At 52.5% G+C, this 21,204-nt stretch carries 24 protein-coding genes and 1 riboswitch; of the genes, 20 read left to right on the top strand and 4 right to left on the bottom strand.

What is annotated here, in order from left to right:
* Positions 1–9 precede the first annotated feature (9 nt).
* The 4 genes from cbiB to pduF form a co-directional block, all read right to left on the bottom strand.
* A complete protein-coding gene (cbiB, locus tag On2M_RS08245; protein ID WP_151219714.1) occupies positions 10–969 on the bottom strand; it encodes an adenosylcobinamide-phosphate synthase CbiB in 960 nt (319 codons plus the stop codon).
* Positions 966–2,345: a cobyrinate a,c-diamide synthase gene (locus On2M_RS08240; protein ID WP_210904625.1), complete on the bottom strand. Its 1,380-nt coding sequence runs from the start codon at positions 2,343–2,345 to the stop codon at positions 966–968. The genes cbiB and On2M_RS08240 overlap by 4 nt, the downstream gene beginning before the upstream one ends.
* 87 nt (positions 2,346–2,432) lie before the next feature.
* Positions 2,433–2,608: riboswitch (cobalamin riboswitch) on the bottom strand.
* Between the two features lie 333 nt (positions 2,609–2,941).
* The gene (pocR, locus tag On2M_RS08235; RefSeq protein ID WP_151219716.1) at positions 2,942–3,853 is read right to left on the bottom strand and encodes a regulatory protein PocR; all 912 of its coding nucleotides are present in this window, start codon (positions 3,851–3,853) and stop codon (positions 2,942–2,944) included.
* 200 nt (positions 3,854–4,053) lie between these two features.
* Complete coding sequence (gene pduF, locus On2M_RS08230; protein WP_151219717.1) at positions 4,054–4,863, bottom strand: propanediol diffusion facilitator PduF; 810 nt, start codon at positions 4,861–4,863, stop codon at positions 4,054–4,056.
* Positions 4,864–5,388: 525 nt separating this feature from the next.
* On the opposite strand from pduF, the gene pduA reads away from it, so the two are divergent.
* The 20 genes from pduA to On2M_RS08130 are packed head-to-tail and all read left to right on the top strand — an operon-like array spanning position 5,389 to position 21,189.
* On the top strand, positions 5,389–5,670 hold the full coding sequence (gene pduA / locus On2M_RS08225) for a propanediol utilization microcompartment protein PduA (protein ID WP_003030255.1): 282 nt from the start codon (positions 5,389–5,391) through the stop codon (positions 5,668–5,670).
* Positions 5,670–6,482: a propanediol utilization microcompartment protein PduB gene (gene pduB / locus On2M_RS08220; RefSeq protein ID WP_151219718.1), complete on the top strand. Its 813-nt coding sequence runs from the start codon at positions 5,670–5,672 to the stop codon at positions 6,480–6,482. Before pduA ends, pduB begins: the two co-directional genes overlap by 1 nt.
* An 18-nt stretch (positions 6,483–6,500) precedes the next feature.
* Entirely contained in the window at positions 6,501–8,165 is a 1,665-nt protein-coding gene (pduC, locus tag On2M_RS08215; protein ID WP_210904624.1) for a propanediol/glycerol family dehydratase large subunit, read from the top strand.
* A 10-nt stretch (positions 8,166–8,175) separates the two neighbouring features.
* Entirely contained in the window at positions 8,176–8,850 is a 675-nt protein-coding gene (gene pduD / locus On2M_RS08210; protein WP_187252222.1) for a propanediol dehydratase medium subunit PduD, read from the top strand.
* A 14-nt stretch (positions 8,851–8,864) separates the two neighbouring features.
* A complete protein-coding gene (gene pduE / locus On2M_RS08205; RefSeq protein WP_151224677.1) occupies positions 8,865–9,383 on the top strand; it encodes a propanediol dehydratase small subunit PduE in 519 nt (172 codons plus the stop codon).
* A 15-nt stretch (positions 9,384–9,398) separates the two neighbouring features.
* A complete protein-coding gene (locus tag On2M_RS08200; protein WP_210904623.1) occupies positions 9,399–11,231 on the top strand; it encodes a diol dehydratase reactivase subunit alpha in 1,833 nt (610 codons plus the stop codon).
* Positions 11,221–11,571, top strand: a complete 351-nt coding sequence (locus On2M_RS08195; protein ID WP_151219720.1) for a glycerol dehydratase reactivase beta/small subunit family protein — start codon at positions 11,221–11,223, stop codon at positions 11,569–11,571. The genes On2M_RS08200 and On2M_RS08195 overlap by 11 nt, the downstream gene beginning before the upstream one ends.
* A gap of 19 nt (positions 11,572–11,590) precedes the next feature.
* Positions 11,591–11,866, top strand: coding sequence for a propanediol utilization microcompartment protein PduJ (pduJ, locus tag On2M_RS08190; RefSeq protein WP_001057752.1), 276 nt, complete (start codon positions 11,591–11,593; stop codon positions 11,864–11,866).
* A gap of 24 nt (positions 11,867–11,890) precedes the next feature.
* Entirely contained in the window at positions 11,891–12,355 is a 465-nt protein-coding gene (locus On2M_RS08185) for a BMC domain-containing protein (RefSeq protein ID WP_151219721.1), read from the top strand.
* Positions 12,355–12,987, top strand: coding sequence for a phosphate propanoyltransferase (locus On2M_RS08180; RefSeq protein ID WP_210904622.1), 633 nt, complete (start codon positions 12,355–12,357; stop codon positions 12,985–12,987). Before On2M_RS08185 ends, On2M_RS08180 begins: the two co-directional genes overlap by 1 nt.
* Complete coding sequence (pduM, locus tag On2M_RS08175) at positions 12,984–13,475, top strand: microcompartment protein PduM (RefSeq protein ID WP_151219722.1); 492 nt, start codon at positions 12,984–12,986, stop codon at positions 13,473–13,475. Before On2M_RS08180 ends, pduM begins: the two co-directional genes overlap by 4 nt.
* A 3-nt stretch (positions 13,476–13,478) precedes the next feature.
* Complete coding sequence (locus On2M_RS08170; protein WP_003030211.1) at positions 13,479–13,754, top strand: EutN/CcmL family microcompartment protein; 276 nt, start codon at positions 13,479–13,481, stop codon at positions 13,752–13,754.
* A gap of 8 nt (positions 13,755–13,762) precedes the next feature.
* Complete coding sequence (pduO, locus tag On2M_RS08165) at positions 13,763–14,770, top strand: two-domain cob(I)yrinic acid a,c-diamide adenosyltransferase PduO (RefSeq protein ID WP_151219723.1); 1,008 nt, start codon at positions 13,763–13,765, stop codon at positions 14,768–14,770.
* Positions 14,767–16,152 (top strand): aldehyde dehydrogenase family protein, encoded by a 1,386-nt coding sequence (gene pduP / locus On2M_RS08160; RefSeq protein WP_210904621.1) that lies wholly within the window; start codon positions 14,767–14,769, stop codon positions 16,150–16,152. The genes pduO and pduP overlap by 4 nt, the downstream gene beginning before the upstream one ends.
* 10 nt (positions 16,153–16,162) lie before the next feature.
* Entirely contained in the window at positions 16,163–17,275 is a 1,113-nt protein-coding gene (locus On2M_RS08155; RefSeq protein WP_210904620.1) for a 1-propanol dehydrogenase PduQ, read from the top strand.
* Entirely contained in the window at positions 17,272–18,627 is a 1,356-nt protein-coding gene (pduS, locus tag On2M_RS08150; RefSeq protein ID WP_151219726.1) for a cobalamin reductase PduS, read from the top strand. Before On2M_RS08155 ends, pduS begins: the two co-directional genes overlap by 4 nt.
* 2 nt (positions 18,628–18,629) lie before the next feature.
* Entirely contained in the window at positions 18,630–19,184 is a 555-nt protein-coding gene (pduT, locus tag On2M_RS08145; RefSeq protein WP_151224680.1) for a propanediol utilization microcompartment protein PduT, read from the top strand.
* Positions 19,184–19,534: a propanediol utilization microcompartment protein PduU gene (gene pduU, locus On2M_RS08140; protein WP_032939586.1), complete on the top strand. Its 351-nt coding sequence runs from the start codon at positions 19,184–19,186 to the stop codon at positions 19,532–19,534. The genes pduT and pduU overlap by 1 nt, the downstream gene beginning before the upstream one ends.
* Positions 19,535–19,537: 3 nt before the next feature.
* Positions 19,538–19,990 carry a propanediol utilization protein PduV gene (pduV, locus tag On2M_RS08135; protein ID WP_151224681.1) on the top strand — a complete coding sequence of 151 codons (453 nt, stop codon included), beginning with the start codon at positions 19,538–19,540 and terminating at the stop codon, positions 19,988–19,990.
* On the top strand, positions 19,975–21,189 hold the full coding sequence (locus On2M_RS08130; protein WP_151224682.1) for an acetate/propionate family kinase: 1,215 nt from the start codon (positions 19,975–19,977) through the stop codon (positions 21,187–21,189). The genes pduV and On2M_RS08130 overlap by 16 nt, the downstream gene beginning before the upstream one ends.
* The last annotated feature ends 15 nt before the right edge of the window (positions 21,190–21,204 follow it).

Here is a 21,204-nt window from a genome sequence, read left to right as displayed (position 1 = left end):
GTGTTGTCCTCAGGCCACACCGACCAGCAGCCACCGCAGCGCAATAAACAGCGCCAGTGCCAGCGTCGATGCCACCCACATCAATCGAATCGTATGGGAAATGTCGTCTACCGAAATGTCGCGCTGCGCATCACCGATCCACGGTTTCTCAACGCGCTCGCCAAAGTAGTCATTAGGACCACCCAGACGAATGCCTAATGCCCCGGCCACGGATGCCTCCGACCACGCACAGTTTGGGCTGCTGTGGTTATAGCGATCGCGCCAGCCAATCTGCAAAGCTCGTGCGCCGTTCTGGCGGCATAAAAATGCTGCAGCGCTCAGCAGCAACCAGCTCAGTCTCGCGGGAATATAATTTGCGATATCATCCAGACGGGCGCTGACCATACCGATGGCTCGGTATTTTTCATGTTTGTAGCCCACCATGGAGTCAAGGGTGTTTACCGCTTTATAGGCCATCGCCAGGGGCGCACCACCGAGAAGCAGGAAGAACAGCGGCGCGATAATGCCGTCAACGGTATTCTCCGCTACGGTTTCCACTACACCGCGATTAATCTGCGGCGGTTGTAGTTGCGAGGTATCACGTCCCACAATCCATGACAGCTTTTCCCGACTGGCGGCCAGGTTACCGGCACGTAGCGGACGTTCTACATCCTGCGCGGCGTTTGCCAGGCAGCGCCCGGCCAGCACGGTGAAAATCATCCAGACCTCAACAACCCAACCAAACCAGGGATGAATTGATTGCGCCAGCGCCAGTATTCCCCAGGACACAGCCCAGGTCAGTCCAACCACTACAATCCACATCAGCGCGCCACCGATGCGTAACGCGCGGTCGCTATGGCAGTAACGCCGAACAACACGTTGCACGGCAGAAATCAGATTGCCAATCCAGCGCACCGGATGCGGCCAGTTCTGCGGATCGCCAATGATAAAATCGAGTAGCCAGGCAACACACCACGCGAGGATCGTCATAGCGCACTCCTCGCGGCTGCCAGCCAATGGTTAAGCATCTGCGGGCGTTGAGCAAAATGAACGTGTAGATAGCTGGCGAAGGTATTTCCTGACTGCCAGCCACCAGACCAGGCTTGCAGCGTTTTGCCATCGCGAACTTTGCGACAGTTCATCACTGCTGACGTTTCAGGGGTAAAATCGGAGTAGTGGAATTCATGACCGCGCAGCACTTCGCCTTTGGCAGTTAATAATGTTTGCTGCGCGGCCTGCGCTTCACAGTAACCAAATCGGGTCAAACGTTTACCCATTTTGCTGTGGCCGGGAATAATATCCGCCATCAACCAGGTCTCGCCCTGACTGTCCTCAAGTGAACTACCGAGATACATCAGTCCCCCACACTCCGCGTAAATCGCGACGCCTCGTTGGTGCGCCGCCCGCAACTGTTCAAGCATCGGGACATTTCCGGCCAGCGCTGCAGCATGTAACTCAGGATATCCGCCTCCTAGCCAGATCATCTGACAGTCGGGTAAGCAGTTGTCGTGCAAGGGGCTAAAACGGACAATCTTAAGCCCCGTGCGCTCCAGCAGCGTAATATTGTCCGGATAGTAAAAGTTGAATGCTTCGTCATCGGCGATGGCAAGCGTTAGCCCTGCCCCTGCGTCTGCTGCCGGTAGCGCGGGCCATTCGCCAACAGGAAGGGTGTTTAACTGGCTTAATGCCAACAACGCGTCGATATCAAGGGTTTGCTCCAGCGTCGCGGCGAATGCCTGCCACGGTTGCTGGCTGATAACCGACTCGCGCGCGGTAACTAAACCCAGATGACGTTCAGGAAGCGCAATGCCGTCCACACGGGGAACGTAGCCTAAGACGGGTACGGCGCAGTAACGTTCGATCGCCACCTTCAGCAGTTGGTAATGTGTTTCGCTGTTGACCCGATTAACAATGACGCCTGCGATGTTCAGGGTTGGATCAAAATGCTGAAAGCCCATTACCGTTGCGGCGATCGAGGTGGAAACGGCTTTGCCATCAACCAATAAGATAACCGGACAGCCTAACTGTTTAGCCATCGCGGCAGTGCTGCAATAGTTTGGGTCGGTACCATAGCCGTCATACAGTCCCATGACACCTTCGATAACGGCGATATCCGCATGTTGCATCTGCTCGCGAAATAATGCGTTCAGCGTGGGAACGGGAAGCATGAAGCTATCAAGATTGCGGGAAGCGGTACCGCACACCGCGGTATGCCAGCCGGTATCAAGGTAATCAGGACCGACTTTGCAAGGCTGGACGCGTAATCCGCGCTTTTTCAACAAGCTCAACAAGCCCAGCGTCACCGTGGTTTTACCACAGCCGCTTCCGGTACCTGCAAGAACAAATGCGTGAAAATTGGCCGCCATACCCTGATCCTGTTCAGGGTGGTAGGGGTGTAGAGATACCCAGTCTCTCGACTGTATGCATCTGAACCACCCACTTCCCACCGAAGTTGTTGGTAGTCACTGACAGGCAGGTCTTCTGGCTTAGCGTCATCCTCACCCGCCCTTCCCAATCTTGCGATCAGTGGTCAATACGGGGTCGTCAGCATCACAGCAGCGGGGGCTGCGGGGGATTCTCACCCCCTTCCCTGCCACAAACGTGGCAAACCTGTCAGTTCAAGAGCCTGATTAATTAAGCTCTATGTTATGAGGTAAATTCACGACCTCATGACAATAATTCAATTTAAAATCTTTCCGGGTTCATTCAGCCAATATTCTGGCTTTAACCCATTGACTTCATAAGTTCGTATTCTGAATGAAAATGTCGTTAAAGAATAAAGAAAGTCCTTCACACAGACACTGTATCTCATCACAAAAATAAAAACTGGTGCAGTTTATCCCTCTAATACTATTATTTTGTTGCGCTATGACAATTTATTGGCAGCTGTCATTATTTTTCATTTTATAATGATTGGCATAGCACCACATATCAAAAATCGGCAATAGCAAAATATTGCTATTTACGCAGACTCTCCGCGTGAAATGACATTTATTTGCTGGCGAAATGCCTGCGGCGTAACCTGATACGTTTGACGGAACACCTTGCAAAAATAGCTGGTTTGCGAAAAGCCTAAATTACGCGCAATGCTGGCTATACTCCAGTCACTGTGGCAAAGCAACTCTTTGGCACTTGCCATTCTCTGTTGGTTTACCCATGCGTTAAAACCGATACCCTGATATTTTTTGAACAATTTACTGAAATAGTAAGGGCTAAGGAAAACATGTGAGGCGACATCTTCCAGACGCAATTCGTCTGATAAATGCGCATCAATATAGCGCAGGGCTTTTTTCATCTTACTGTCATGCGGATTGGTACTGCGGTTAGTGCGTACCGGCTCTGACTGCTGTGGATTGTCTTTGATAACGACAAAATTAAGTTGTTTCTTAAGACAGTTTTCTACAATGAGTTTCAGCAGATCTGCTGAGGCGATGACTCGTGAATAGTCCATTTCCGGTACATTTCGAAATTCATTGACCAGTTCGGGATCAGCTTGCCAGCGGTCATCGACGTTGAGAATATCAACCAGACCAACGTCGTTACTTAAGCGTACCTGACCACAGAGCACAAACCCAACCAGGTGGCCCGCGATGACCAGAGGAATGGAAAAATCAGTAAGTCCGGCATGACAACGATAGATGCAGGGTTGATCGGATTTAGACGCTTCCAGCCCTCCGCAGCGGTCGCTCATACGACAACGGGTGCTGTGCTGAGGATGCTGGCGCATCAACTGGCAAAAAGGAGTGAAATTAAAGAGCTCAGAAATTTCATCACCGTGAATATTGACAACCACAACGGCCAGACTGGTGGCCTGTGCAAAATCCTGTGCGATTTTATTAATGAGTTCTGAGTTCAGGGCACTCGCAGAAATCATGATAAAACCTCTCAGTTAATTTATTGTTATAAAGAAACATATTATTCACATTCATTTTCATCCTGCCATTCTGAGCAATGATGAAAGTCATCAGCGAACATAACAAAAGTCTCCCATTGTTGGGAGACTTTTTCAGCGGTTCAGGAAACCGGATCACGAAAACAGTTTTTACCTTTCAAAAATAAGCTTTTTCCGTGAAGCTAGCTCTCATTTTCCTCCAGCTTACACGCATTACACGGTAAATTTTTGCCAATAAAATAACGATAAATTGCAGCACCCGCGCAGGCGCCGATGATGGGGGCCACAATCGGAACAATGAAGTATGGGATATCACGTCCGCCGGTCATCGCGACATCTCCCCATCCGGCCATCCAGGCAAACAATTTGGGACCAAAATCACGTGCCGGATTCATTGCAAATCCGGTAAGCGGGCCGGTGGATGCGCCGATAACAGCAACGAGAATACCAATCAGCAACGGCGCTAACGGCCCCTTGGGAACACCGTTACCGTCGTCGGTCAGCGCCATGATCATCCCCATCAGAATCGAGGTAATCACCACTTCAACCAGCGCGGCCTGCCAGACACTGAGCGCGGCGGCAGGATAAGTACTGAATATGCTGGCAAGTTGCAGGCTTTCAAGACTTCCGCGTATCATCTGGTGGGCTGATTCATACTCGGTAAACAGACTGCCATAGAGCAAATAAGCCAGCAGAGCGCCACCGAAGGCCCCCGCGACCTGAGCCACGGTATAAGGCAAAACCTTGCGCCCCGGAAAGCAGGCAAATAACCACAGAGCGATAGTAATAGCAGGATTGAGATGTGCACCAGAAATTCCGGCCGTCAGGTAAACTGCAAGCGAGATCCCCAGACCCCATATGATGCAGATCTCCCACAATCCCAGGCTGGCACCTGCGACTTTCAGGGCGCTCAGGCATCCAATTCCAAAAAACAAAAACAGCCCGGTACCCAAAAACTCAGCAATGCATTGCGCTTTTAGTGAATCGTTCATTGTGACACCTTCTAAGCAGAGTTCGTGTCTTTACCAGCGGACTCCTTGCTGGCAAGTAGAATACTTCGAGGCTTACTATAAAAAGCCATGTCGGCAAATTGTTGGCAATCTGAGGGCGATATGACTTTCAAAATCGTGTTGCGATAGCAAATTCTTGCGATCACTTTTATTAAACAAAGCCAGATGACGTGGAATTCCTCTATTACATGTACATTTTAAAAATAATAAAATATTGCCAATAGCATAATCTTGTTTTCAGATAACCGTCACAAATTCATCCCCCCCGCATAGCAAATGATATTTCACCTGTCACGTTAAAAAGTGTAAATATGGAATTAACATAGCCAAATAATCACATCAGCATTTCATAATATATTCAATAAAAACAACACTATAAAATAAATAACAGCAATTTTATATCACCAGAACCTCACTATTTTTTCACTCATACTTTCAAGTCAGCCATTCTTTTTCCTCGCTTCTTTTTATAGTCATGAACATCGGGACAACCCAGGCGAGGTCTTTATGCAACAAGAAGCGTTAGGAATGGTAGAAACCAAAGGCTTAACTGCAGCCATAGAGGCCGCAGATGCAATGGTGAAATCAGCCAATGTAATGCTGGTCGGCTACGAAAAAATTGGTTCGGGGCTGGTAACAGTCATTGTCCGCGGCGATGTCGGCGCTGTCAAAGCAGCAACAGATGCTGGTGCCGCCGCAGCCCGAAACGTGGGAGAAGTGAAAGCCGTACACGTCATTCCACGCCCTCATACCGATGTAGAAAAAATCTTACCGAAGGGAATTAGCTAATGAGCAGCAATGAGCTGGTTGAACAGATCATGGCGCAGGTGATTGCTCGCGTGGCGACGCCAGAACAGCAGGCTATCCCTGAAAATAATCCTCCAACACGAGAAACGGCTATGACAGAGAAAAGCTGCAGTTTAACGGAGTTTGTCGGTACCGCGATTGGCGACACAGTCGGTCTGGTAATCGCCAACGTAGATAGCGCCTTACTGGACGCGATGAAACTTGAAAAACGTTATCGATCTATTGGCATCCTTGGCGCACGTACAGGTGCGGGCCCGCACATCATGGCCGCCGATGAAGCGGTAAAAGCCACAAATACTGAAGTCGTCAGCATCGAGTTGCCACGTGATACCAAAGGCGGTGCAGGTCATGGGTCACTGATTATTCTCGGCGGCAACGATGTTTCCGACGTGAAACGCGGCATTGAAGTTGCACTGAAAGAGTTGGATCGCACCTTTGGCGACGTTTATGCCAACGAAGCCGGTCATATCGAGATGCAATACACCGCGCGCGCCAGCTATGCGCTGGAAAAAGCCTTTGGCGCACCGATTGGTCGAGCCTGCGGCATCATTGTCGGCGCACCAGCATCCGTGGGTGTCCTGATGGCTGATACGGCGCTGAAATCTGCCAACGTGGAAGTTGTGGCCTACAGCTCCCCAGCCCACGGCACCAGCTTCAGTAACGAAGCTATCCTGGTCATTTCAGGCGATTCCGGCGCGGTTCGCCAGGCCGTTATCTCCGCCCGCGAAATCGGTAAAACCGTACTCGGGACTCTCGGCTCAGAGCCGAAAAACGATCGTCCGTCCTACATCTGATATCAGTGAGGCTGATTCATGAGATCGAAAAGATTTGAAGCACTGGCGAAGCGCCCTGTGAATCAGGATGGCTTCGTTAAGGAGTGGATCGAGGAAGGCTTCATTGCGATGGAAAGCCCGAACGACCCCAAACCGTCGATTAAAATCGTCAACGGTACAGTCACTGAACTGGACGGCAAATCCGCCAGTGAATTTGACCTAATTGACCATTTTATTGCCCGCTATGGCATTAACCTGGCCCGCGCGGAAGAAGTTATGGCGATGGATTCGGTCAAACTGGCCAATATGCTTTGCGATCCTAACGTGAAGCGCAAAGATATTGTGCCGCTAACCACCGCAATGACACCGGCAAAAATTGTCGAAGTAGTGTCACATATGAACGTCGTTGAGATGATGATGGCCATGCAGAAAATGCGCGCTCGTCGTACCCCGTCTCAACAGGCACACGTCACTAACGTTAAAGATAACCCGGTGCAGATTGCCGCTGATGCCGCTGAAGGCGCATGGCGCGGGTTTGACGAACAGGAAACCACCGTTGCTGTTGCGCGTTATGCGCCATTTAACGCCATTGCACTGTTAGTCGGCTCACAGGTTGGGCGTCCTGGCGTGTTAACCCAGTGTTCACTGGAAGAAGCGACTGAACTGAAACTCGGCATGCTAGGCCACACCTGCTATGCAGAAACAATCTCCGTCTATGGTACAGAACCCGTCTTTACTGACGGCGACGACACGCCATGGTCGAAAGGCTTCCTCGCCTCTTCCTACGCCTCCCGCGGTCTGAAAATGCGCTTTACCTCCGGTTCTGGCTCAGAAGTTCAAATGGGTTATGCCGAAGGTAAATCGATGCTTTATCTGGAAGCCCGCTGTATTTACATCACCAAAGCTGCTGGCGTACAGGGTTTACAAAACGGTTCCGTAAGCTGCATCGGTGTGCCTTCCGCTGTACCGTCGGGTATCCGCGCCGTGCTGGCAGAAAACCTGATCTGTTCTTCTCTGGATCTGGAATGCGCCTCCAGTAACGACCAGACCTTTACCCACTCGGATATGCGCCGTACTGCGCGCCTGCTGATGCAGTTCCTGCCCGGGACTGACTTCATCTCTTCCGGGTATTCCGCAGTGCCCAACTACGACAACATGTTTGCGGGTTCTAACGAGGATGCCGAGGATTTTGACGACTACAACGTTCTTCAGCGCGATCTGAAGGTAGACGGTGGGTTGCGTCCTGTTCGTGAAGAAGACGTTATCGCCATTCGCAACAAAGCAGCGCGCGCGCTACAGGCCGTCTTTGCCGGAATGGGATTACCGCCTATTACCGATGAAGAAGTGGAAGCTGCAACCTACGCTCACGGTTCGAAAGATATGCCGGAGCGAAACATTGTTGAAGACATTAAGTTTGCGCAAGAGATCATCAATAAAAACCGTAACGGTCTGGAAGTGGTGAAAGCCCTTGCTCAGGGCGGGTTTACCGATGTCGCTCAGGACATGCTCAACATCCAGAAAGCCAAGTTAACCGGGGATTATCTGCATACCTCCGCCATTATCGTTGGCGACGGACAGGTGCTGTCCGCAGTAAATGACGTCAATGATTATGCCGGTCCGGCAACAGGTTATCGCTTGCAAGGCGAACGCTGGGAAGAGATCAAAAACATCCCTGGCGCACTTAATCCCAACGAACTTGGCTAAGGGGTGAAAAATGGAAATCAATGAAAAGCTGCTACGCCAGATAATTGAAGACGTACTGTCGGAAATGCAGACCAGCGACAAACCCGTCTCCTTCCGCTCAGCGACAGCGGCCAGCACACCACAGGCTGCTGCGGTACAAGGTGACAGTTTTCTGACTGAGATTGGCGAAGCCAAACAGGGCCAGCAGCAGGACGAAGTGATTATCGCCGTAGGGCCAGCGTTTGGTCTGTCACAAACCGTCAATATCGTGGGAATACCGCACAAAAATATCTTGCGCGAAGTGATTGCCGGTATTGAAGAAGAAGGCATTAAAGCGCGCGTTATCCGCTGCTTTAAATCCTCTGATGTGGCGTTTGTTGCCGTGGAGGGTAATCGTCTGAGTGGTTCTGGGATCTCTATCGGCATCCAGTCAAAAGGCACCACGGTTATTCACCAACAGGGATTACCACCGCTTTCTAACCTGGAGCTGTTCCCTCAGGCACCGCTTTTGACGCTGGAAACCTATCGTCAGATCGGTAAAAACGCCGCACGTTATGCCAAGCGTGAATCTCCGCAACCGGTCCCTACGCTGAATGATCAGATGGCCCGTCCTAAGTACCAGGCGAAATCAGCCATTCTGCACATTAAAGAGACCAAATACGTCGTGACGGGCAAGAACCCGCAGGAACTGCGCGTGGCGCTTTGATAAAGGATAACTCCATGAATACCGACGCAATTGAATCGATGGTTCGGGATGTACTGAGCCGGATGAACAGCCTGCAGGGAGAGTCCACGACTCCGGCCACGGCGAGTTCATCAGCACATACTGCGAAAGTCTCGGACTACCCTCTCGCGAATAAACATCCTGAGTGGGTAAAAACCGCGACCAACAAAACCCTGGATGAGTTCACGCTCGAAAATGTTCTGAGCAACAAAGTAACAGCGCAGGACATGCGCATTACCCCTGAAACGCTGCGCCTTCAGGCGGAAATCGCTAAAGATGCCGGACGTGACAGGCTGGCGATGAACTTCGAACGCGCCGCTGAGCTAACCGCCGTACCTGACGACCGCATTCTGGAGATCTACAACGCGCTGCGTCCGTACCGCTCAACGAAAGACGAGCTGATGGCCATCGCCGACGATCTCGAAAACCGTTATCAGGCAAAGATCTGCGCAGCTTTCGTTCGTGAAGCGGCAGCGCTGTACGTTGAGCGTAAAAAACTCAAAGGCGACGACTAACTCAGGGACAGGATCATGCGATATATAGCTGGCATTGACATAGGCAACTCATCCACGGAAGTCGCTCTGGCTACCCTGGATGATTCTGGCGCACTGAGCATCACTGGCAGCGCGCTGGCGGAAACCACCGGGATTAAGGGCACATTGCGTAATGTGTTTGGCATTCAGGAGGCACTTGCGCTGGCGGCTAAAAACGCTGGAATCAATGTCAGCGATATTTCGCTTATCCGCATTAACGAGGCCACCCCGGTCATTGGCGACGTGGCGATGGAAACAATCACCGAAACCATCATCACTGAATCCACCATGATCGGCCATAACCCTAAAACGCCGGGCGGCGTCGGGCTAGGCGTTGGCATTACGATTACGCCGGAGGACCTGCTCAGTCGTCCGGCGGATACGCCCTATATTCTGGTAGTGTCATCAGCATTTGATTTCGCCGATGTTGCCACGATGATTAATGCCTCCGTCCGCGCCGGATACCAGTTAACTGGCGTTATTTTACAGCAGGACGATGGCGTGTTGGTCAGTAATCGTCTGACTCATCCCATGCCCATCGTAGATGAAGTACTTCATATCGACCGCATTCCGTTGGGGATGCTGGCCGCCATTGAGGTCGCGGTTCCGGGAAAGGTCATTGAAACCCTTTCTAATCCCTACGGGATTGCAACCGTCTTTGGCCTCAATGCCGACGAGACTAAAAACATTGTCCCGATGGCACGGGCACTGATCGGCAACCGTTCTGCCGTAGTCGTGAAAACACCGTCAGGTGATGTGAAAGCACGCGCCATTCCCGCTGGAAATCTGGAACTGCAATCGCAGGGACGTACCGTGCGCGTCGACGTGGCTGCAGGCGCTGAAGCGATTATGAAAGCGGTTGGCGAATGCCCGAAACTGGATAACGTCACCGGTGAAGCCGGTACCAATATTGGCGGCATGCTGGAGCATGTGCGCCAGACAATGGCTGAATTAACCAACAAACCCAGCCACGAAATTTTTATTCAGGATCTGCTGGCCGTTGATACCTCAGTACCCGTCAGCGTGACGGGGGGGCTTGCCGGTGAGTTCTCGCTGGAACAGGCTGTCGGCATTGCCTCCATGGTGAAATCAGACCGTTTGCAAATGGCGATGATTGCGCAGGAAATCACGCAGAAGCTCAACATTAACGTCCAGGTAGGCGGCGCCGAAGCCGAGGCAGCCATTTTGGGAGCCTTAACCACTCCGGGCACAACGCGACCACTGGCTATTCTGGACCTCGGTGCGGGTTCGACAGATGCCTCCATCATCAACCCGAAAGGCGAAATTATTGCCACGCATCTGGCAGGGGCAGGCGATATGGTCACGATGATCATTGCCCGTGAACTAGGGCTGGATGATCGTTATCTTGCAGAAGAGATTAAAAAGCACCCGCTGGCGAAAGTCGAAAGCTTGTTCCATCTTCGCCACGAAGATGGCAGCGTCCAGTTCTTTTCCACCCCGCTTCCGCCAACTGTTTTTGCCCGCGTGTGCGTTGTGAAACCCGATGAACTAGTGCCATTACCAGGGGATCTGGCACTAGAAAAAGTTCGCGCCATTCGCCGTAGCGCCAAGGAGCGCGTTTTCGTTACCAACGCGCTCAGAGCGCTGCGTCAGGTAAGTCCGACCGGGAACATTCGGGATATTCCCTTTGTCGTGCTGGTTGGCGGTTCATCCCTGGACTTCGAAGTTCCACAACTGGTCACCGATGCGCTGGCACATTACCGTCTGGTTGCCGGGCGCGGCAACATTCGTGGCACCGAAGGTCCGCGCAACGCGGTTGCGACAGGGTTGATTCTCTCCTGGTACAAGGCATTCGCTCATGGAAAGTAATCTGACCACGCCAGCCATCGTTATCTTCACTACTGCCGACTGCGCAGGCGTCTGGAATGACGTGTTGCTGGGTATTGAAGAAGAAGGGATCCCCTTTGTGATTCAGGAGAGCCATTCGACTGACGTTATCCACAACGCTTGGCTGGCTGCCTGCCAATCGCCATTGCTGGTTGGTATTGGCTGCAGTCACGAAAAACTGGTTGTGCACTACAAAAACTTACCTACATCAGCGCCACTTTTTACGCTGACGTATCAACAAAATAGCCACGATCGCCGCAGCATTGGTAATAACGCTGCGCGGCTGGTTAAAGGCATTCCTTTCCGCGAATGCCACTCATAACCCACAGGAGAAAAGCAGTATGAATAACGCACTGGGACTGGTTGAAACAAAAGGGCTTGTCGGCGCTATTGAAGCCGCTGATGCCATGGTGAAATCCGCAAACGTGCAGTTGGTTGGTTACGAAAAAATAGGCTCAGGCCTTATCACCGTTATGGTTCGCGGCGATGTCGGCGCAGTGAAAGCTGCCGTAGATGCAGGAAGCGCAGCAGCAAGCGCCGTTGGCGAGGTGAAATCCTGCCACGTTATCCCGCGTCCGCATAGCGACGTTGAAGCCATTTTACCTAAATCTGCATAAGTCGTAGCAACCAAGGAGCACAGCGTGAAGCAATCACTGGGATTACTTGAAGTTAGTGGTCTGGCATTAGCCATCAGTTGCGCGGACGTCATGGCGAAAGCCGCCTCCATCACGCTGGTGGGCCTCGAAAAAACCAACGGCTCAGGCTGGACGGTGATCAAGATAATCGGGGATGTGGCCTCCGTTCAGGCGGCCATTTCCACCGGGGTCAGTTTCGCTGAGCAACGTGACGGGCTGGTGGCTCACAAAGTCATATCCAGACCCGGGGAAGGTATTCTGCCACATAGCGTCACTCCGCAATCTGAACCAGCGCCGGAGCCCACACCAGTTGTACCGCAGGAAGAGATGTTTGTGGATCATGCAGAGCCTGAAACGCCGCAAGAAGCAGAGTTGATTAGCTGCAATCTGTGTCTTGACCCAGCCTGCCCTCGTCAAAAGGGCGAGCCGCGCACTCTTTGTCTGCACTCAGGTAAACGAGGTGAAGCGTAATGGATAAACAGCAACTGGAGACAACGGTCACTAAAGTCCTGGATGAAATGCGCGAGCGCCCTATTCCGCTGGGGATCTCTAATCGTCACATTCATCTTTGCGCTGAAGATTATGGCCGCTTGTTTCCTAATCAGCCCATTAGCGAGAAAAAGGGGCTGTTGCAACCAGGACAATATGCGGCAGAGCAGACTGTCACGTTAGTTGGACCAAAAGGTCAGTTAAAAAATGTGCGCTTACTCGGCCCACTGCGCAGCAAAAGTCAGGTCGAAATTTCTCGTACCGACGCTCGCACGTTGGGAATTGCTGCCCCACTGCGAATGTCGGGCAATATCGAAGGCACGCCAGGCATTCGCCTTGTTAGTCCATTTGCTGAGCTGGATATCGCATCCGGGGTGATCGTCGCCCAACGGCATATCCATATGTCGCCGCTCGATGCCCTGATACTGCGAGTTACCCATGGAGATAAAGTTTCTGTTGCCATTAATGGCGACGAACGTCGACTGATTTTCGATAACGTCGCCGTACGTGTTTCGCCGGATATGCGCCTTGAGATGCATATCGATACAGACGAAGCCAATGCCGCAGGCGCTGATAATCCACAGGCATTTGCCACACTGGTGACCTCACGATGAACAACGAACTGCTGCAACGCATTATCGAGGAGGTTGTTTCCCGATTAAAGAAACGCGCGGAAAGCACGATCTCCCTTAGCGTCGCGCAGTTACGGGAAATCGATCCACGGACATTATGCTGCCAATACTCGTCGCTCCATCTCCTGCAGGCCGACCTGCCCTTACTGGAGCAAATTGCCGATGGCTGCCAAGCCAACATGTCGGTGGTAACGATCCACGAAGCACTGGCATGCGGGGTCCGCGTGAAAATTTCGTTGCAACACCGGTTGTTACCCGCAATCCCCGTGAAAAAGCTCGCGCGTCTGCCACTGGAGTTCAGTGACGAGCTGGGGCGAATCATCGTGTTGCATCCTGAAAAGCTTCTCAGCTACGCCGACGTCGCCCAATTGAAGGGCGGCGTACTGGTACTACGCCGTCGATGTGTCGTGACGGCTCTGGCTCAGGAAGCGGTCGGTACGCGAAAAGTCCAATTAATTAAGCAGGAGTGAGCTATGCATCTGGCCCGGGTTACAGGCGTTGTGGTTTCCACGCAAAAATCTCCATCACTGGTGGGAAAAAAACTGTTGCTGGTACGTCGGGTGAGTGCTGACGGAGAGCTTCCCGCATCCCCTGTGAGTGGAGATGAAGTCGCCGTTGATTCTGTCGGCGCAGGAACTGGAGAACTGGTGTTACTCAGCAGCGGCTCCAGCGCCAGACACGTTTTTTCCGGCCCTAATGAGGCCATCGATCTGGCTATCGTCGGCATTGTCGACACGCTTTCTCGTTAGGAGGAACTATGGCGATTTATACCCGCACTGGCGATGCCGGCACAACAGCTCTCTTTACCGGACAACGCGTGAGTAAAACGCATCCGCGCGTCGAGGCTTACGGTACGCTGGATGAACTTAATGCGGCACTCAGCCTGTGCGTTTGCGCGGCGAAAAACCCGCAGCACCGCCAGTTACTTGAAAATATTCAACTGCAGCTTTTCTGGTTTAGCGCCGAACTGGCAAGCGAGAGCGAACAGCCAACGCCAGAACAGCGCTACATCAGCTCAGAAGAAATTGCGGCGCTGGAAACCGCCATTGATACCGCAATGGGGAGAGTACCGCCCCTACGCAGCTTTATTTTACCTGGCCGTAGTGAGGCCGCCAGCCGTCTGCACTTTGCCCGCACGCTGGCTCGTCGCGCAGAGCGGAGACTGGTCGAACTCTCCACTGGGATCTCCGTCAGACACGTGCTGATGCGTTATATCAATCGCCTGTCTGACTGCTTATATGCGCTCGCACGAGCAGAAGATCACGACGCCCATCAAAACGACATTATTCAGAAAGTGTCGGAGCGCTATCTTGCAGCCATCCGTCGTTCAGCCAACAGGGAGCCGACTATGTCACTGTCTTTTCAGGAGCTCCACCAACTGACTCGCGCTGCGGTGGCGAGAGCAGAAGAAATTCAGGTTCCGGTCGTCATTTGCATTGTTGATGCGAACGGAACTCAAACGGTGACCTGGCGCATGCCTGACGCATTGCTCGTCAGTAGCGAACTGGCACCGAAAAAAGCCTGGACCGCCGTGGCGATGAAAACCGCCACGCACGAGCTGACATCAGCAGTGCAGCCGGGCGCTGCGCTTTACGGTCTGGAAAGCCATATGCAGGGAAAAGTCGTCACTTTCGGTGGCGGGTACGCGTTATGGCGCGAGGGTTTACTCCTTGGGGGTCTTGGCATCAGCGGGGGAAGCGTTGAGCAGGATATGGATATTGCAGAAACGGCCATTGCGGCGATTAACGTGAGAACACATCAATGAATACTTCAGAACTTGAAACGCTTATTCGTAACATTTTGAGTGAACAACTCGCCCCGGCAAAAGCAGGAGTTAAGGGTAATGGAATTTACCCTTCCGTTGACGAAGCGATTGATGCCGCGCATCAGGCTTTTCTGCGTTATCAGCAATGTCCATTGAAAACCCGCAGCGCCATCATTAATGCCCTGCGAGAAGAACTGACGCCTCACCTGGCTTCACTGGCTGCCGAGAGTGCTGCCGAAACCGGAATGGGTAACAAAGAGGATAAATTCCTCAAAAACAAAGCTGCGCTGGACAACACCCCGGGTATCGAAGATCTCACTACCACGGCGCTAACTGGCGACGGCGGCATGGTGTTATTTGAGTATTCACCGTTTGGCGTGATTGGCTCCGTTGCCCCAAGTACTAACCCGACAGAAACCATTATTAACAACAGCATCAGTATGCTGGCTGCGGGAAACAGCGTTTATTTTAGCCCGCATCCGGGTGCTAAAGCGGTTTCACTGAAGCTAATTGCCATGATTGAAGATATTGCCTTCCGCTGCTGTGGGATCCGGAATCTTGTCGTCACGGTCACAGAACCCACTTTTGAAGCTACCCAGCAAATGATGGCGCACCCTAAAATCGCAGTTCTGGCGATTACCGGTGGCCCTGGCATTGTTGCTATGGGCATGAAAAGCGGGAAAAAAGTCATTGGCGCAGGCGCAGGTAATCCGCCCTGCATTGTTGATGAAACAGCCGACCTGGTTAAGGCGGCGGAAGATATCATCAACGGCGCATCCTTTGATTACAATCTCCCCTGCATTGCTGAGAAGAGCCTGATCGTTGTTGATGCCGTTGCCGAACGCCTGGTTCAACAAATGCAGTCATTTGGCGCGATGCTTCTCAATAGCGAAGAGGTAGACAAACTGCGCACAGCTTGTCTGCCAGAAGGCATGGCCAATAAAAAGCTGGTCGGGAAAAGCCCAGCAAGTTTACTGGAAGCCGCTGGAATACCGGTTCCTGCAAAAGCACCGCGATTATTGATAGGTATCGTCAAGGCTGACGACCCGTGGGTTACCAGCGAGCAACTGATGCCAATGCTCCCCGTCGTTACGGTGAGCGATTTTGACAGTGCGTTAACGTTGGCCCTGAAGGTTGAAGAGGGACTGCATCACACCGCCATTATGCACTCACAAAATGTGTCCCGTTTGAATCTTGCCGCGCGCACGCTTCAGACCTCCATTTTTGTGAAAAATGGTCCTTCTTACGCCGGGATTGGCGTGGGTGGAGAAGGCTTTACCACCTTCACCATCGCGACCCCAACCGGTGAAGGAACGACATCTGCGCGCACCTTCGCACGCTCTCGTCGTTGCGTGCTAACAAACGGTTTTTCTATTCGCTAATGGAGCCGTTATGAAACACTTTTCACTGCAAACTCGATTGTACAGCGGCCAGGGAAGTCTGGATGTGCTCAAGCGCTTTACAAATAAGCATATCTGGATTATTTGCGATGGTTTTCTCGCGCGTTCTCCCCTGATTGAAAAGCTGCGCGACGCTCTGCCAGCGGATAACCGCATCAGCATTTTCAGCGATATCACTCCCGATCCCACCATTAGCACGGTAGTGCAAGGGATTGCGCAAATGCAGTCCCTGCGACCGGACGTGGTGATTGGTTTTGGTGGAGGCTCAGCTCTTGATGCCGCAAAAGCCATCGTCTGGTTCAGCCGACAGTTCGGTATCGAAATTGAAACCTGTGTCGCAATCCCTACTACCAGCGGCACGGGATCGGAGGTGACCAGCGCCTGCGTGATTAGCGATCCGGACAAAGGCATTAAGTATCCATTATTCAATAATGCGCTTTACCCGGACATGGCCATCCTCGATCCGACGCTGGTCGTCAGCGTACCGCCAGCCATCACCGCGAATACCGGCATGGACGTGTTAACACACGCGCTGGAAGCTTACGTATCCACGAAGGCCAGCGACTTTACCGACGCGCTGGCTGAGAAAGCGGCACAAATCGTCTTCCAGTACCTGCCTGTCGCCGTCAGCAAAGGTGACTGCCTGGCAACCAGAGGAAAAATGCATAACGCGTCAACGCTCGCGGGAATGGCATTTAGTCAGGCTGGACTGGGTATCAATCATGCGATTGCCCATCAGTTGGGCGGCCAGTTTCATCTGCCCCACGGACTCGCCAATGCGCTGCTGCTGACCCATGTCATTCATTTTAATGCACGCGATCCCCGGGCCGTAAAGCGCTATGCCCGTTTCGCTAAAGCCTGCCACTTATGCCCGAATAACGCGAACGATACGGCGGCACTGAACGCACTGATTCATCATATCGAGCTACTCAAAAAACAGTGTGCGTTACCTTCATTGAATGACGCGCTTAAAGACGGAAAGCAAATCTGGTCACAACGTATACCGTCGATGGTTCAGGCCGCGCTGGCTGACGTCACGCTGCAAACCAATCCTCGTGTTGCTGACGCTAATGCCATGCAGGAACTGCTTGAGGAATTATTATGAAGACAGCCATGACGGCAGAGTCCACGCTTTATGATGCACAGACAATTCGCGAACGCGTTCGCGCAGCGGGTGTTGTCGGGGCTGGAGGCGCGGGCTTTCCTGCTCACGTAAAATTACAGGCGCAGGTCGATACTTTTCTGGTCAATGCAGCAGAATGTGAGCCGATGCTGAAAGTTGACCAGCAATTGATGGCCGTCCAGGCTGAGCGGCTTATCCGCGGCGTTCAATATGCCATGACGGCTACCGGCGCCAGTGGCGGTATTATTGCGCTCAAAGAGAAATACCAGAAGGCTATCAATGCGTTAACGCCCCTTCTGCCTGCCAGCATCCGCTTACATATTTTGCCTGATGTCTACCCGGCAGGTGACGAGGTTCTGACCATCTGGATGGCAACAGGTCGGAGAGTTCCACCTGCCGCGTTGCCGGTCAGCGTCGGCGTGGTGGTCAATAACGTCCAGACCGTGCTCAACATCGCCAGAGCGGTGGAGCAGCAATACCCCGTTACCCGTCGTACTCTGACCGTTAACGGCGCGGTCGCCAGACCAATCACTCTCACCGTCCCAGTCGGCATGTCTTTACGTGACGTTCTGGCACTGGCCGGTGGTTCAACCGTCGACGACCCCGGCTTTATTAACGGTGGTCCGATGATGGGCGGCCTGATTACCTCTCTGGATACCCCTGTCAGCAAGACCACCGGGGGCCTGCTGGTTTTGCCAAAATCTCATGCGTTGATTCAGCGGCGGATGCAGGATGAACGTACCGTGCTTTCCGTCGCAAAAACCGTTTGCGAACAGTGCCGTTTGTGTACGGATTTGTGCCCAAGGCACTTGATTGGCCATGAGTTGTCACCTCACCTGCTGGTTCGCGCAGTTAATTATCAGCAGGCAGCCACACCGCAGTTGCTGCTCACGGCGCTGACCTGCTCAGAATGCAATGTATGTGAAAGCGTCGCCTGTCCGGTTGGAATTTCGCCGATGCGAATCAACCGCATGCTTAAACGCGAGCTACGGGCGCTCAACCATCGTTATGAAGGACCGCTAAATCCTGAGGATGAAATGGCGAAGTACCGGCTGATCCCGGTTAAACGCCTTGTGGCTAAGTTGGGCCTTAGCGACTGGTATCAGGATGCACCACTGGCTGAAACTGATTTTCCCACAGATAAAACGACGCTGTTGCTGCGCCAGCATATTGGTGCCAGCGCCATTCCATGTGTACAGCAAGGCGAACGCGTTGTTCGCGGTCAATGCGTGGCCGATGTGCCGTCCGGTGCATTAGGCGCGCCTGTCCATGCCAGTATTGACGGTATTGTCAGCGAAATTACTGAACAATCCATCACGGTCATAAGAGGTTAATCATGTCTCAGGCTATAGGGATTTTAGAACTCACCAGCATTGCCAAAGGAATGGAAGCTGGTGATGCCATGTTAAAAAGCGCGAATGTGAATTTGCTGGTAAGCAAAACCATCTGTCCGGGAAAATTTCTGCTCATGCTCGGGGGTGACGTAGGTGCAGTTCAGCAGGCGATAGCCACTGGCACTTCTCTTGCTGGTGATATGCTCGTTGACAGTCTGGTACTGCCTAACATTCACCCCAGCGTACTTCCTGCGATTAGTGGATTAAACAGCGTGGATAAGCGCCAGGCCGTAGGCATTGTTGAAACATGGAGCGTTGCGGCCTGCATCTGCGCCGCCGACCGTGCGGTTAAAGCCTCCAACGTCACGCTGGTACGTGTTCATATGGCATTTGGTATTGGCGGCAAGTGCTACATGGTTGTCGCAGGCGACGTGTCTGATGTGAATAACGCAGTGACGGTTGCCAGTGAAAGCGCGGGTGAAAAAGGTCTGCTGGTTTACCGCTCGGTCATCCCTCGCCCACATGAAAGCATGTGGCGACAAATGGTGGAAGGATAATGGAAAGACAACCCACCACGGATCGTATGATTCAGGAATATGTTCCTGGCAAGCAGGTCACGTTGGCGCATCTCATCGCCAATCCTGGTAAGGATTTGTTCAAGAAACTGGGACTACAGGATTCAGTCTCCGCCATCGGTATTCTGACGATTACCCCTAGCGAAGCCTCCATTATCGCCTGTGATATCGCCACAAAGTCCGGGGCGGTAGAGATTGGTTTTCTCGACCGTTTTACTGGCGCAGTGGTACTGACGGGCGATGTTTCCGCCGTTGAGTATGCGCTGAAGCAGGTAACCCGCACGCTGGGTGAAATGATGCGTTTTACCGCGTGTCCCATCACCCGGACGTAACTCATGAAACGCATAATGCTAATTGGTCCCAGTCAATGCGGTAAAACATCACTCACGCAGTGCATGCGGGGAGAGGTGCTTCACTATCAGAAGACCCAGGCCATAGTCTGGTCTCCCACAACAATAGACACACCAGGTGAATATCTCGAAAACCGCTGCCTGTATAGCGCGCTGCTGGCCAGCGCCTGTGAAGCAGACATCATCGCGCTTGTTCTCAATGCTGACGCGCCGTGGTCACCTTTTTCTCCAGGTTTTACGGGGCCAATGAACCGACCCGTTATCGGCCTCGTCACCAAAGCCGATTTAGCCAGCCCACAGCGTATTTCTCTCGTGGAGAGTTGGCTGGTTCAGGCTGGCGCGCAAAAAGTTTTCGTCACCAGCGCACTGGAGAACACCGGGGTCAATGAGATGTTCATTTTTCTGAATGCAAAGGAACCGTCATGTCTCACAAAATAATGGCCATTAACGCGGGCAGCTCCTCACTTAAGTTTCAGTTACTGGCGATGCCGCAGGGTGAAATGATCTGCCAGGGGCTTATTGAGCGAATTGGGATGTCAGATGCGCAGATCACCTTAAAAACACCAGCGCAAAAATGGCAGGAGACATTGCCCGTTGCCGATCATCGTGAAGCTGTAATGCTGCTACTGGAAAACCTTATCAGCCACAATATAATCAGCAGCCTCGATGAGATCGACGGCGTTGGTCATCGCGTTGCGCACGGCGGAGAATCTTTTAAAGATTCGGCGCGGGTAACCGATGAAACGCTGAAGGAAATCGAACGCCTTGCGGAACTGGCACCACTGCATAATCCGGTGAATGCGTTGGGGATTGCAGTATTTCGCCAGCTACTGCCAAACACACCGGCCGTTGCCGTTTTTGACACCGCTTTTCATCAGACTCTTGATGAACCCTCTTTCATCTATCCCCTGCCCTGGCGCTACTACGCTGAGTTGGGTATTCGACGTTATGGTTTTCATGGTACCAGTCACAAATACGTCAGCGCTCAGCTTGCTGAAAAGCTGGGGGTACCGCTCAGCGCCTTGCGCGTTGTTTGTTGTCATCTTGGCAACGGCAGCAGCATCTGCGCTATTAAAGGCGGGCAATCGGTTAATACCTCAATGGGCTTTACGCCGCAGTCTGGTGTCATGATGGGCACGCGAAGTGGTGATATTGATCCATCCATTTTGCCGTGGATTGCCCTGCGTGAAGGTAAAACACCGCAGCAGCTCAACCAATTGCTTAACAATGAGTCTGGATTGCTCGGCGTTTCTGGTGTTTCACCCGACTACCGTGACGTTGAACATGCCGCAGATACGGGCAATCACCAGGCAGCACTGGCGTTAACACTTTTTGCCGAGCGGATTCGCGCCACTATCGGCAGCTATATTATGCAGATGGGCGGGCTGGATGCGTTGGTGTTCACCGGAGGAATTGGCGAGAACTCAGCGCGGGCGCGCGCTGCAATTTGTCACAACCTGAATTTCTTAGGTCTGGCCGTTGATGAAGAAAAAAATCAGCGTAACGCCACCTTTATTCAAACGGAAAATGCGCTGGTTAAAGTGGCGGTAATTAATACCAACGAAGAGCTGATGATAGCGCAAGACGTGATGCGTTTAGCGATTTCAGAAACTGTGACCTTGGGCATTCCCGCTTAATATTGCGACGCGGCA

The sequence above is a fragment of the Citrobacter sp. On2M genome (assembly GCF_018035235.1).
In the GTDB taxonomy this organism is placed as follows: Bacteria; Pseudomonadota; Gammaproteobacteria; order Enterobacterales; family Enterobacteriaceae; genus Citrobacter; species Citrobacter meridianamericanus.
The sequence above is the reverse complement of the archived record's forward strand: the minus strand, read 5'-3'. Positions and strand labels throughout refer to the sequence as shown.

What these genes read in the sequence shown, in the direction of transcription:
- cbiB (WP_151219714.1), bottom strand. Translation starts at nt 969, where the DNA reads ATGACGATCCTCGCGTGGTGTGTTGCCTGGCTACTCGATTTTATCATT.
- On2M_RS08240 (WP_210904625.1), bottom strand. Translation starts at nt 2,345, where the DNA reads ATGGCGGCCAATTTTCACGCATTTGTTCTTGCAGGTACCGGAAGCGGC.
- pocR (WP_151219716.1), bottom strand. Translation starts at nt 3,853, where the DNA reads ATGATTTCTGCGAGTGCCCTGAACTCAGAACTCATTAATAAAATCGCA.
- pduF (WP_151219717.1), bottom strand. Translation starts at nt 4,863, where the DNA reads ATGAACGATTCACTAAAAGCGCAATGCATTGCTGAGTTTTTGGGTACC.
- pduA (WP_003030255.1), top strand. Translation starts at nt 5,389, where the DNA reads ATGCAACAAGAAGCGTTAGGAATGGTAGAAACCAAAGGCTTAACTGCA.
- pduB (WP_151219718.1), top strand. Translation starts at nt 5,670, where the DNA reads ATGAGCAGCAATGAGCTGGTTGAACAGATCATGGCGCAGGTGATTGCT.
- pduC (WP_210904624.1), top strand. Translation starts at nt 6,501, where the DNA reads ATGAGATCGAAAAGATTTGAAGCACTGGCGAAGCGCCCTGTGAATCAG.
- pduD (WP_187252222.1), top strand. Translation starts at nt 8,176, where the DNA reads ATGGAAATCAATGAAAAGCTGCTACGCCAGATAATTGAAGACGTACTG.
- pduE (WP_151224677.1), top strand. Translation starts at nt 8,865, where the DNA reads ATGAATACCGACGCAATTGAATCGATGGTTCGGGATGTACTGAGCCGG.
- On2M_RS08200 (WP_210904623.1), top strand. Translation starts at nt 9,399, where the DNA reads ATGCGATATATAGCTGGCATTGACATAGGCAACTCATCCACGGAAGTC.
- On2M_RS08195 (WP_151219720.1), top strand. Translation starts at nt 11,221, where the DNA reads ATGGAAAGTAATCTGACCACGCCAGCCATCGTTATCTTCACTACTGCC.
- pduJ (WP_001057752.1), top strand. Translation starts at nt 11,591, where the DNA reads ATGAATAACGCACTGGGACTGGTTGAAACAAAAGGGCTTGTCGGCGCT.
- On2M_RS08180 (WP_210904622.1), top strand. Translation starts at nt 12,355, where the DNA reads ATGGATAAACAGCAACTGGAGACAACGGTCACTAAAGTCCTGGATGAA.
- pduM (WP_151219722.1), top strand. Translation starts at nt 12,984, where the DNA reads ATGAACAACGAACTGCTGCAACGCATTATCGAGGAGGTTGTTTCCCGA.
- On2M_RS08170 (WP_003030211.1), top strand. Translation starts at nt 13,479, where the DNA reads ATGCATCTGGCCCGGGTTACAGGCGTTGTGGTTTCCACGCAAAAATCT.
- pduO (WP_151219723.1), top strand. Translation starts at nt 13,763, where the DNA reads ATGGCGATTTATACCCGCACTGGCGATGCCGGCACAACAGCTCTCTTT.
- pduP (WP_210904621.1), top strand. Translation starts at nt 14,767, where the DNA reads ATGAATACTTCAGAACTTGAAACGCTTATTCGTAACATTTTGAGTGAA.
- On2M_RS08155 (WP_210904620.1), top strand. Translation starts at nt 16,163, where the DNA reads ATGAAACACTTTTCACTGCAAACTCGATTGTACAGCGGCCAGGGAAGT.
- pduS (WP_151219726.1), top strand. Translation starts at nt 17,272, where the DNA reads ATGAAGACAGCCATGACGGCAGAGTCCACGCTTTATGATGCACAGACA.
- pduT (WP_151224680.1), top strand. Translation starts at nt 18,630, where the DNA reads ATGTCTCAGGCTATAGGGATTTTAGAACTCACCAGCATTGCCAAAGGA.
- pduU (WP_032939586.1), top strand. Translation starts at nt 19,184, where the DNA reads ATGGAAAGACAACCCACCACGGATCGTATGATTCAGGAATATGTTCCT.
- pduV (WP_151224681.1), top strand. Translation starts at nt 19,538, where the DNA reads ATGAAACGCATAATGCTAATTGGTCCCAGTCAATGCGGTAAAACATCA.
- On2M_RS08130 (WP_151224682.1), top strand. Translation starts at nt 19,975, where the DNA reads ATGTCTCACAAAATAATGGCCATTAACGCGGGCAGCTCCTCACTTAAG.